This is a genomic window from Streptomyces sp. bgisy130 (genome assembly GCF_057708345.1).
Genome location: NZ_JBYISA010000079.1, coordinates 1 through 10855 on the forward strand (window position 1 = coordinate 1; position 10855 = coordinate 10855).

Consider the following 10855-nt stretch of genomic DNA (forward strand, 5'->3'; position numbering starts at 1 on the left):
ACGCCCCGGCGCGGGCCCAGGCGCCGCTGTCCCGCCGGACAGGCCCCCGGAGCCCGTGCCGAGCGGTCCGGGTCCCGGGGTGGCAGCCGGGCCCCCGAGCGGCCCGCACACCGCGCCCGATCGCCCCGCCGCGCCTACATTGGGACTACGTCCCCGTACGAGGCCCGGAGCAAGCGATGCCTGCCACCACCGCGTCACCCCGTAGCGAGACCCCGGACACCCGTTCGCCGGCCACCGCGCCCGCCGCCGGCGCCGGTCCCGCCGAGACTGTCGAGGACCGGGCGCGGGCCGCCCGTGAGGCCGGGACCCGGCCGGCCGGCTCCCCGGACTTCGCCGCCCTGCTGCGCCAGGACCCGGAGATCGCCGGCGTACTGCTCGGGGAGAGCGCCCGGCAGAGCGAGGGACTTCAGCTGATCGCCGCGGAGAACTTCACCTCGCCGGCCGTCCTCGCCGCCCTCGGGTCCCCACTGGGCAACAAATACGCCGAGGGCTATCCAGGGGCCCGGCACCACGGCGGCTGCGAGATCGTCGACCTCGCGGAGCGGATCGCGGTGGAGCGCGCCAAGGCCCTGTTCGGCGCCGAACACGCCAACGTCCAGGCCCACTCCGGGTCTTCGGCCGTGCTGGCCGCCTACGCCGCCCTGTTGCGCCCCGGAGACACCGTCCTGGCCATGTCCCTCCCGCACGGCGGACACCTCACCCACGGATCACCGGCCAACTTCTCCGGCCGCTGGTTCGACTTCGCCGGCTACGGCGTCGACGAGGAGACCGGCCTGCTCGACTACGACGCGATCCGCGAGCTGGCCCGCGCCCGCCGGCCCAAGGCCATCGTCTGCGGCTCGATCTCCTACCCCCGGCACCTCGACTACGCCGCCTTCCGTGACATCGCCGACGAGACCGGCGCCTACCTGATCGCGGATGTCGCGCACCCCCTGGGGCTGATCGCCGGGGGAGTGGCACCCAGCCCCGTCCCGTATGCCCATGTGGTGTGCGGAACCACACACAAGGTGCTGCGCGGGCCGCGCGGCGGGCTGATCCTGTGCGGCGCGAAGCTGGCCGAACGGATCGACCGCGCGGTGTTCCCCTTCACCCAAGGGGGCGCGCAGATGAACGCCGTCGCCGCCAAGGCCGTGGCCTTCGCGGAAGCCGCCACCCCCGCCTTCGGCGCGTATGCCCATCAGGTCACGGCCAATGCCCGCGCGCTCGCCGAGGCGCTCGCCGGACACGGCCTGACGATCACCACCGGCGGTACCGACACCCATCTGATCACCGCGGACACCGCCCCGCTGGGCCTGGACGCGCGCACCGCCCGGGGCCGGCTGGCGGCGGCCGGTATCGTGCTGGACACCTGCGCGCTGCCGTGCGCCGAGTCCCCCGACGTTCTCGCGGCGCGCCGGACGGGCATCCGGCTGGGCACCGCCGCGGTGACGACCCAGGGCATGGGCGAGGCCGAGATGACGGCGGTCGCCGAGCTGATCGTGGCGGCGCTGGAGGAGGACGGCGCGGTCCGCTCCCGTACCGTCGCTTTGGTCCGCGGCTTTCCGCCTTATCCCGATCGCGGATGACGGCGGGAACCACCCGCTGACGCCCGGCGTCTATTCCTGTATTCACGGCCAGGGGGCGGACACGCATAGGGTGTGTGGCTGTGATGGCCAGCTATACCAATGGGGCAGCCCGTGCGTGAATACCTGCTGACGCTGTGCGTCACGGCCGCGGTGACCTACCTGCTGACCGGCCCGGTGCGGAAGTTCGCCATCGCGGCCGGTGCGATGCCGGAGATCCGCGCGCGTGATGTGCACCGCGAGCCGACGCCACGACTCGGCGGCATCGCGATGTTCGGCGGGCTCTGCGCCGGTCTGCTGGTCGCCTCGCATCTGACCAACCTCAAGACCGTCTTCGAGAACTCCAACGAGCCCCGGGCGCTGCTCTCCGGCGCCGCGCTGATCTGGATCCTCGGCGTCCTGGACGACAAGTGGGGCGTGGACGCGCTGGTCAAGCTCGGCGGCCAGATGATCGCCGCGGGCGTGATGGTCCTCCAGGGCCTGACGATCCTCTGGATCCCGATCCCCGGTGTCGGCACGGTCTCCCTCACCCCGATGCAGGGCACCCTGCTGACCGTCGCCCTCGTCGTGATCACCATCAACGCGGTGAACTTCGTGGACGGCCTGGACGGTCTCGCCTCCGGCATGGTGTGCATCGCCGCCGCGGCGTTCTTCATGTACGCGTACCGGATGTGGTTCGGCTACGGCATCGAGGCGGCCGCGCCCGCAACGCTGTTCTCGGTCGTTCTCATGGGCATGTGCCTCGGCTTCCTGCCGCACAACATGCATCCGGCGCGGATCTTCATGGGCGACTCGGGATCGATGCTGATCGGCCTGGTGATGGCCGCGGGCGCGGTCTCGGTGACCGGCCAGGTCGACCCGGACCTGCTCAACGTCAAGGCGGGCGGTCTGCGTGAGGCGACCCACGCGATGGTGCCGGTCTACATCCCGCTGCTGCTGCCGCTGACGATCATCGCGGTGCCGGTGGCCGACCTGATCCTGGCGATCGTGCGGCGTACGTGGAAGGGCCAGTCGCCGTTCGCCGCCGACCGCGGCCATCTGCACCACCGGCTGCTGGAGATCGGGCACTCGCACAGCCGGGCCGTGCTGATCATGTACTTCTGGTCGGCGCTGATCGCCTTCGGCGCGGTCGCCTACTCCGCGAACAACGCCAGCATGTGGATCGTGCTGGGCATCGTGCTGCTGAGCGCGGTGGGCCTGGTGCTGCTTCTGCTGCCGCGCTTCACCCCGCGGGCGCCGCTCTGGGCGGAGTGGATGGTGCCGCCGCGCTACCGCCGGCTCGCCCCCGCGACGGCGCCGGCCGCGGCGGCGGACGCGACGCCGGCCGCGGCCGGTGTGGCGGCGGACGACGGCAGCGCCGCCGAGCCGGAGGAGGAGCGGGAGCCGGTCCCGGCGGGCCTCCACGGCGCCACCGCGATCGGGGACCGCTCACGCTTCGTGGGCCGCCGGAAGGCGGACAGTCACCACTGATCCAGAGGTTCGATCGCCCGAACGTGCCTCAGGAATCGGGACGGTTGACTCCATACCAGACATAAGGCGGCCCGTCAGTGCACCAACGCGCAGGTTCACGCTCAGGTGTGACAGGGTCCACACGAACCAGGTAAAGACCTCATCAAATAGTTTGTGATACCGTTCACGAAACCCGGCGACAGAGCCGAAGGGCCGCAGTGCGACTGCCCTTGGGCCGCAGGTTCCGCCTCAGGCCGGGTCTACGCTCGTCCATGACGACACACCCCACATCTTTTGCCGGAGCGCCGCCATGCAGTCGAATGACGCCCGACTACTCCTTCACGCCGTTGTGCCCACCCTCGCCATCGGCGCTGTCGCCGTTGCTGTGAGCGGCGCGGTCGCAGGCGTGGCGGGAGCGCTCGGCGCCGTCATCGGCACCGTGCTGGTGCTGCTCGTGATGGGGGCCGGCCTCGTCGTCCTGCAAAAGACCGCGAAGAACCACCCGCAGCTGTTCCAGATGATGGGCCTGCTGCTGTACACCGTGCAGATCCTGTTCGTGGCGGTCTTCCTGATCGCGTTCAAGGACACCACGCTCTTCGACACCAAGGCTTTTGCGTTCACCTTGCTCGGCGCCACCCTCGTGTGGATCGCGGCACAGACCCGCGGTCATATGAAGGCGAAGATTCTGTACGTGGAACCCGACTCCGCCGGGACGAAGAAGGCGGAGACGGCGGGGTCGCCGACGTGACACGTAGGGCCGAGATAAATGCCCTCTTGCGGGCCTGCTATCGTCCGGTTCCAACTGCGGCACAGTTGGCGCAGGCGGCTGAGCTCCCGGGTTCCACTCTATGGAACGGGCAGTTCTCGCGGCCGATGCCTGTGATGTGGCCGGGCCCAGCGCCCGCCAGCCGCCCCCAAATCCGTAAGACCAGTCCAGTGCCGCTCCGTGGCTCAACGCCGCGCCGACACAACGAGGTTGCCGTACCCATGCGCCACGCTGAAGGAGCTCGCGGTGAGTGCTGAAACGATGCTCGCCTTCGAGACCGACTGCCACATCTTTTCCGGGTGCGGCTTCCCTGCTCCCGGGCTTCATTCGTTCGTCTTCCAGCCGCTGTTCACCATCAACGGCTTCGAGTTCAACAAGGTCATGCTGCTGGCACTGCTCAGCACCGTCGTGGTCGTGTGGTTCTTCTGGGCGGCGTTCGGCAAAGCCAAGGTGGTCCCGGGCAAGCTGCAGATGATCGGCGAAGCGGGCTATGACTTCGTCCGCCGCGGGATCGTCTATGACGCCCTCGGGAAGAAGGAGGGCGAGAAGTACGTCCCCTTCATGGTCTCGCTGTTCTTCTTCGTCTGGATCATGAACCTCTGGTCGATCGTCCCGATCGCCCAGTTCCCGGTGACGTCGATCATCGCCTTCCCGGCCGGTCTCGCCGCGATCGTCTACATCACGTGGGTCACCCTGACCTTCAAGAGGCACGGGTTCGTCGGTGCACTGAAGAACTTCAGCGGCTACGACAAGTCGCTCGGTGCGGTGCTGCCGATGCTGATCGTCATCGAGCTCCTCTCGAACCTGATCATCCGGCCCTTCACGCACGCGGTCCGGCTCTTCGCGAACATGTTCGCCGGTCACCTCCTGCTGCTGATGTTCACGATCGCCACCTGGTACCTGCTGAACGGCTTCGGTGTGGTCTACGCCGGCGCCTCGTTCATCATGACCATCCTGCTGACCGCGTTCGAGCTGTTCATCCAGGCCGTGCAGGCGTACGTCTTCGTGCTCCTGACCGCGAACTACCTCCAGGGCGCGCTCGCCGAGCACCACTGAGCCCCCGCTTTCCCAGCCCCTATAGACGCCCGGTGGCCAACCCCCACCGGTCCGTGAAAGAGAAGGAAGTAACGGCATGTCCGCTGCTCTCGAGAGTGTCAACCTCGCCGCCGGCGTCACCGGCAACCTCGGCTCGATCGGTTACGGCCTCGCCGCGATCGGCCCCGGCGTCGGCGTCGGCATCATCTTCGGTAACGGCACCCAGGCCCTGGCCCGCCAGCCCGAGGCTGCCGGCCTCATCCGCACCAACCAGATCATGGGTTTCGCCTTCTGTGAGGCGCTCGCCCTGATCGGCATCGTCATGGGCTTCCTCTTCAGGGCCTGACGGACCGCTGCAAACCCCTGACAGACGGAAGGCACTGATGTGAACGCCCTGGTGAACATGGCGGCGGAGGTTCCTGAGAACCCCCTGATCCCGCCGATTCCAGAGCTGGTCATCGGCCTGGTCGCATTCTTCATCGTCTTCGGCTTCCTGGCCAAGAAGCTCCTCCCGAACATCAACAAGGTTCTGGAAGAGCGTCGGTCGCTCATCGAAGGCCGCATGGACGACGCCGAGGCGACTCAGGCCGAGGCCCAGCAGGTGCTCGCGGACTACCGGGCACAGCTCGCCGACGCCCGCCACGAGGCCGCGCGTCTGCGCCAGGAGGCGCAGGAGCAGGGCGCGACGCTCATCGCTGAGATGCGCGCCGAGGGCCAGCGGCAGCGTGAGGAGATCATCGCTGCCGGTCACGCCCAGATCGAGGCGGACCGGAAGCAGGCCGCGCAGGCGCTGCGCCAGGACGTGGGCAAGCTCGCCGTCGACCTGGCCGGCAAGCTCGTCGGGGAGTCCCTCGAGGACCACGCCCGGCAGAGCCGGACCATCGACCGCTTCCTCGACGACGTCGAGGCCAAGGCGGCGTCGGACGCGACGAAGGCTGAGGCCGGACGATGAACGGAGCGAGCCGCGAGGCACTCGCCTCCGCACGTGAGCAGTTCAACGCGCTGGCGGACAACACCTCCGTCGACGCCGCGAAGCTCGCCGAGGAGCTGGCTGCCGTCACCGCTCTGCTCGACCGCGAGGTGTCGCTGCGTCGGGTCCTGACCGACCCGGCGCAGGCCGCCGAGGCGCGCGCCGAACTGGCCGGACGACTGCTGGGCACCCAGGTGGGCGGCCCGACCGTCGACCTGGTGTCCGGCATGGTCCGCGCCCGCTGGTCGGGTTCGCGTGACCTGACCGACGCGCTCGAGGAGCTGTCCTACAGCGCCGACCTGGTCGCCGCCCAGCGGGCCGGCCAGCTCGACGACGTCGAGGACGAGCTCTTCCGGTTCGGCCGGATCGTCAGCTCCAACGGCGAGCTGCGCGGTGCGCTGACCGACCGGAACGCGACGGTCGCGGCCAAGACGGAGCTGCTGAATGCGCTGCTGGGCGGCCGGGCCAACCCGGTCACCGAGCGCATCGTGATCCGTCTTGTCGTACAGCCGCGGGGCCGTAGCCTGGAAGCGGGGCTCGACGCCCTCTCCAAGCTGGCGGCGAGCCGCCGGGACCGGATGGTCGCGGTGGTCACCTCCGCGGTGCCCCTCAGTGAAGGGCAGCGGCAGCGCCTGGGCGCCTCCCTGGCGCAGCTGTACGGACGGCAGGTCCACCTGAACCTCGACGTGGACCCCGAGGTCCTCGGCGGAGTCCAGGTCCGGATCGGCGACGAGGTCATCAACGGGACCATCGCGGAGCGCCTCGACGAGGCGGCCCGGCGGATGGCCGGCTGACCCAGCCACCAACTCAAGAGCTGCACAACCGGCGGTCGGACGCCGGACCAGCCGGCCGGACCACGAGGTCCGGCTGCGGTCCGGGAGAAAGCCCCGGGGACCAGCACAAGCATGACGGCGGCCCGAGTTGGGCCGTAAGCGGAAACCCCCTGGGGGACAGCCCCCCAGACACCCGCAAGTAACTTCGGGCCCAACAAGGAGAGCAGGGAACCCAGATGGCGGAGCTCACGATCCGGCCGGAGGAGATCCGGGACGCGCTGGAGAACTTCGTCCAGGCGTACAAGCCGGACGCGGCCTCGCGCGAGGAGGTCGGCACGGTAAGCGAGGCCGGAGACGGCATCGCGAAGGTCGAGGGCCTTCCCTCGGCGATGGCGAACGAGCTGCTGAAGTTCGAGGACGGCACGCTCGGTCTTGCGCTGAACCTGGAAGAGCGCGAGATCGGTGCGGTGGTCCTCGGTGAGTTCAGCGGCATCGAGGAGGGCCAGCCGGTGCAGCGCACCGGTGAGGTGCTCTCGGTCGCCGTGGGCGAGGGCTACCTCGGCCGCGTCGTCGACCCGCTGGGCAACCCGATCGACGGCCTCGGCGAGATCGAGTCCGAGGGCCGCCGCGCCCTGGAGCTTCAGGCCCCGGGCGTCATGGTCCGTAAGTCGGTCCACGAGCCCATGGAGACCGGCTACAAGGCCGTCGACTCCATGGTGCCGATCGGCCGTGGCCAGCGTCAGCTGATCATTGGTGACCGCCAGACCGGCAAGACCGCCCTGGCCGTCGACACGATCATCAACCAGCGCGACAACTGGCGCTCGGGCGACCCGAAGAAGCAGGTCCGCTGCATCTACGTCGCCATCGGCCAGAAGGGCTCCACCATCGCGTCCGTGCGCGGTGCGCTGGAGGAGGCCGGCGCCCTGGAGTACACCACCATCGTCGCCGCCCCGGCGTCCGACCCGGCGGGCTTCAAGTACCTCGCGCCCTACACCGGCTCGGCCATCGGCCAGCACTGGATGTACCAGGGCAAGCACGTCCTGATCATCTTCGACGACCTCTCGAAGCAGGCCGACGCCTACCGCGCCGTGTCCCTGCTGCTGCGCCGTCCGCCGGGCCGTGAGGCCTACCCGGGCGACGTCTTCTACCTGCACTCGCGTCTGCTGGAGCGCTGCGCCAAGCTCTCCGACGAGATGGGCGCCGGCTCGATGACCGGCCTCCCGATCGTCGAGACCAAGGCGAACGACGTGTCGGCCTTCATTCCGACCAACGTCATCTCCATCACCGACGGCCAGTGCTTCCTGGAGTCGGACCTCTTCAACGCCAACCAGCGTCCGGCGCTGAACGTGGGTATCTCCGTCTCCCGAGTCGGTGGCTCCGCCCAGCACAAGGCCATGCGCCAGGTGTCCGGCCGGCTCCGCGTGGACCTCGCCCAGTACCGCGAGCTGGAGGCGTTCGCCGCCTTCGGTTCCGACCTGGACGCGGCCTCCAAGCAGCAGCTGGAGCGCGGTAAGCGGATGACCGAGCTGCTCAAGCAGCCGCAGTACTCCCCGTACGCGACCGAGGACCAGGTCGTCTCCATCTGGGCCGGCACCAACGGCAAGATGGACGACGTGCCGGTGGCGGACATCCGCCGCTTCGAGCGGGAGCTCCTGGACCACCTGCACCGGGAGAAGAAGGACCTGCTGACCAGCATCCGCGAGGGCGCCAAGATGTCCGACGACACCATCGGCGCGATCGCCGAGGCCGTCGAGGGCTTCAAGCGGCAGTTCGAGACCTCGGACGGCAAGCTGCTCGGCGAGGACGCCCCGGCCGGCACCAGCAAGTGACGACGGAAGGGACCTGATCCATGGGAGCCAAGCTCCGGGTCTACAAGCGTCGCATCCGCTCCGTCACCGCGACCAAGAAGATCACCAAGGCGATGGAGATGATCGCCGCCTCGCGCGTCGTCAAGGCGCAGCGCCAGGTGGCGGCGTCGACGCCGTACGCGAGTGAACTGACCCGCGCGGTGACAGCGGTTGCCACGGGCTCGAACACCCAGCACCCGCTGACGACGGAGGCGGAGCAGCCCTCGCGGGCCGCCCTGCTGCTCATCACGAGCGACCGCGGTCTGGCCGGCGGCTACTCCTCCAACGTCCTCAAGGCCGGCGAGCAGCTCACCGAGCGGCTCAAGGCCGAGGGCAAGGAGGTCGACGCCTACATCGTCGGGCGCAAGGGTGTGTCGTACTACAGCTTCCGCGAGCGCAAGGTCGTGGAGTCGTGGACCGGTTTCACCGACAGCCCGACGTACGCGGACGCCAAGGCGATCGCTGCGCCGCTGATCGAAGCCGTTCAGCGGGACACGGCCGAGGGCGGCGTGGACGAACTCCACATCGTCTTCACCGAGTTCATCTCGATGATGACGCAGACGGCGCTCGACGACCGGCTGCTGCCGCTGAGCCTCGACAAGGCGGTGGAGTCGGACGAGACGGCGAAGGCCGGCGAGATCCTTCCGCTGTTCGAGTTCGAGCCGTCGGCCGAGGACGTCCTCGACGCCCTGCTTCCGCGCTATGTCGAGTCGCGGATCTACAACGCCCTCCTGCAGGCCGCCGCCTCCAAGCACGCCGCCACGCGTCGTGCGATGAAGTCGGCGACCGACAACGCAGAAGAGCTCATCAAGTCGCTCTCGCGGCTTGCCAACGCGGCCCGACAGGCCGAAATCACCCAGGAAATCAGCGAGATCGTCGGTGGCGCCAGTGCTCTGGCCGACGCGACCGCGGGGAGTGACTGACCACTATGACCACCACTGTTGAAACGGCCACGGCTACGGGCCGCGTCGCGCGGGTCATCGGCCCGGTCGTCGACGTGGAGTTCCCCGTCGACGCGATGCCGGAGATCTACAACGCGCTGACTGTCGAGATCGCGGACCCGGCCGAGGCCGGTGCCAAGAAGATCCTGACCCTCGAGGTTGCCCAGCACCTGGGCGAGGGCCTGGTCCGTGCGATCTCGATGCAGCCCACCGACGGCCTGGTCCGCCAGGCCGCGGTGACCAACACCGGCGCCGGGATCACCGTCCCGGTCGGCGATGTCACCAAGGGCAAGGTGTTCAACACCCTCGGCGAGATCCTGAACGTGGACCCGTCCACGGTCGAGGTCACCGAGCGCTGGCCCATCCACCGCAAGGCTCCGACCTTCGACCAGCTCGAGTCCAAGACCGAGATGTTCGAGACCGGCGTCAAGGTCATCGACCTGCTGACCCCGTACGTCAAGGGCGGCAAGATCGGTCTGTTCGGTGGTGCCGGTGTCGGCAAGACCGTTCTGATCCAGGAAATGATCTACCGCGTGGCGAACAACCACGACGGTGTGTCGGTGTTCGCCGGTGTCGGCGAGCGCACCCGTGAGGGCAACGACCTCATCGAGGAAATGACGGACTCCGGCGTCATCGACAAGACCGCGCTGGTCTTCGGTCAGATGGACGAGCCCCCGGGCACCCGTCTCCGCGTCGCCCTGGCCGGTCTGACCATGGCGGAGTACTTCCGCGATGTGCAGAAGCAGGACGTGCTGTTCTTCATCGACAACATCTTCCGGTACACCCAGGCGGGTTCCGAGGTGTCGACCCTGCTCGGCCGTATGCCCTCCGCGGTGGGTTACCAGCCGAACCTGGCCGACGAGATGGGTCTCCTCCAGGAGCGCATCACCTCGACCCGTGGTCACTCGATCACCTCGATGCAGGCGATCTACGTCCCCGCGGACGACCTGACCGACCCGGCGCCGGCCACCACCTTCGCCCACCTGGACGCGACGACCGTTCTGTCGCGTCCGATCTCGGAGAAGGGCATCTACCCGGCGGTCGACCCGCTGGACTCGACGTCCCGGATCCTGGACCCCCGCTACATCACGCAGGAGCACTACGACTGCGCGTCGCGGGTCAAGACGATCCTCCAGAAGTACAAGGATCTCCAGGACATCATCGCGATTCTGGGTATCGACGAGCTCGGCGAGGAGGACAAGCTCACCGTCCACCGCGCCCGTCGTATCGAGCGGTTCCTGTCGCAGAACACCCACGTGGCGAAGCAGTTCACCGGTGTCGACGGCTCGGACGTCTCGCTCGACGAGTCGATCACCGCGTTCAACGCGATCGCGGACGGCGACTACGACCACTTCCCCGAGCAGGCGTTCTTCATGTGCGGTGGCATCGAGGACCTGAAGGCCAATGCCAAGGAGCTGGGCGTCTCCTGACCCCGGCACCGGTCCCGGGGGGGGGGGGGGGGGGGGGGGGGGGGGGGGGGGGGAAGGGGGGGGGGGGAGGGAGGGGGGGGGG

At 68.8% G+C, this 10855-nt stretch carries 10 protein-coding genes; all 10 read left to right on the forward strand.

Annotated features, from left to right (window positions below; genetic code table 11):
• Window positions 1-176: 176 nt before the first annotated feature.
• Window positions 177-1565: a serine hydroxymethyltransferase gene (locus tag AC3EUV_RS37685; RefSeq protein ID WP_432146430.1), complete on the forward strand. Its 1389-nt coding sequence runs from the start codon at window positions 177-179 to the stop codon at window positions 1563-1565.
• 99 nt (window positions 1566-1664) lie between these two features.
• Window positions 1665-3032, forward strand: coding sequence for an MraY family glycosyltransferase (locus AC3EUV_RS37690; RefSeq protein ID WP_435604855.1), 1368 nt, complete (start codon window positions 1665-1667; stop codon window positions 3030-3032).
• 289 nt (window positions 3033-3321) lie between these two features.
• Window positions 3322-3759 carry a Cg1360 family ATP-synthase-associated protein gene (locus AC3EUV_RS37695; protein WP_266733453.1) on the forward strand — a complete coding sequence of 146 codons (438 nt, stop codon included), beginning with the start codon at window positions 3322-3324 and terminating at the stop codon, window positions 3757-3759.
• Between the two features lie 279 nt (window positions 3760-4038).
• The gene (atpB, locus tag AC3EUV_RS37700; protein ID WP_030981903.1) at window positions 4039-4833 is read left to right on the forward strand and encodes a F0F1 ATP synthase subunit A; all 795 of its coding nucleotides are present in this window, start codon (window positions 4039-4041) and stop codon (window positions 4831-4833) included.
• Between the two features lie 76 nt (window positions 4834-4909).
• The gene (atpE, locus tag AC3EUV_RS37705; RefSeq protein WP_351271107.1) at window positions 4910-5158 is read left to right on the forward strand and encodes an ATP synthase F0 subunit C; all 249 of its coding nucleotides are present in this window, start codon (window positions 4910-4912) and stop codon (window positions 5156-5158) included.
• Between the two features lie 39 nt (window positions 5159-5197).
• On the forward strand, window positions 5198-5764 hold the full coding sequence (locus AC3EUV_RS37710; protein WP_435604856.1) for a F0F1 ATP synthase subunit B: 567 nt from the start codon (window positions 5198-5200) through the stop codon (window positions 5762-5764).
• Complete coding sequence (locus AC3EUV_RS37715; RefSeq protein ID WP_432146433.1) at window positions 5761-6576, forward strand: F0F1 ATP synthase subunit delta; 816 nt, start codon at window positions 5761-5763, stop codon at window positions 6574-6576. Before AC3EUV_RS37710 ends, AC3EUV_RS37715 begins: the two co-directional genes overlap by 4 nt.
• Before the next feature lie 215 nt (window positions 6577-6791).
• Window positions 6792-8384 (forward strand): F0F1 ATP synthase subunit alpha, encoded by a 1593-nt coding sequence (gene atpA, locus AC3EUV_RS37720; protein WP_432146434.1) that lies wholly within the window; start codon window positions 6792-6794, stop codon window positions 8382-8384.
• A gap of 20 nt (window positions 8385-8404) precedes the next feature.
• On the forward strand, window positions 8405-9325 hold the full coding sequence (locus AC3EUV_RS37725) for a F0F1 ATP synthase subunit gamma (RefSeq protein ID WP_387244108.1): 921 nt from the start codon (window positions 8405-8407) through the stop codon (window positions 9323-9325).
• Between the two features lie 5 nt (window positions 9326-9330).
• Window positions 9331-10773: a F0F1 ATP synthase subunit beta gene (gene atpD / locus AC3EUV_RS37730; protein WP_432146435.1), complete on the forward strand. Its 1443-nt coding sequence runs from the start codon at window positions 9331-9333 to the stop codon at window positions 10771-10773.
• Window positions 10774-10855 lie beyond the last annotated feature (82 nt).

Excerpts from the sequence above, each read along its gene's own strand:
- AC3EUV_RS37685 (WP_432146430.1), top strand. The coding sequence starts at position 177 with ATGCCTGCCACCACCGCGTCACCCCGTAGCGAGACCCCGGACACCCGT.
- AC3EUV_RS37690 (WP_435604855.1), top strand. The coding sequence starts at position 1,665 with ATGGGGCAGCCCGTGCGTGAATACCTGCTGACGCTGTGCGTCACGGCC.
- AC3EUV_RS37695 (WP_266733453.1), top strand. The coding sequence starts at position 3,322 with ATGCAGTCGAATGACGCCCGACTACTCCTTCACGCCGTTGTGCCCACC.
- atpB (WP_030981903.1), top strand. The coding sequence starts at position 4,039 with ATGCTCGCCTTCGAGACCGACTGCCACATCTTTTCCGGGTGCGGCTTC.
- atpE (WP_351271107.1), top strand. The coding sequence starts at position 4,910 with ATGTCCGCTGCTCTCGAGAGTGTCAACCTCGCCGCCGGCGTCACCGGC.
- AC3EUV_RS37715 (WP_432146433.1), top strand. The coding sequence starts at position 5,761 with ATGAACGGAGCGAGCCGCGAGGCACTCGCCTCCGCACGTGAGCAGTTC.
- atpA (WP_432146434.1), top strand. The coding sequence starts at position 6,792 with ATGGCGGAGCTCACGATCCGGCCGGAGGAGATCCGGGACGCGCTGGAG.
- AC3EUV_RS37725 (WP_387244108.1), top strand. The coding sequence starts at position 8,405 with ATGGGAGCCAAGCTCCGGGTCTACAAGCGTCGCATCCGCTCCGTCACC.
- atpD (WP_432146435.1), top strand. The coding sequence starts at position 9,331 with ATGACCACCACTGTTGAAACGGCCACGGCTACGGGCCGCGTCGCGCGG.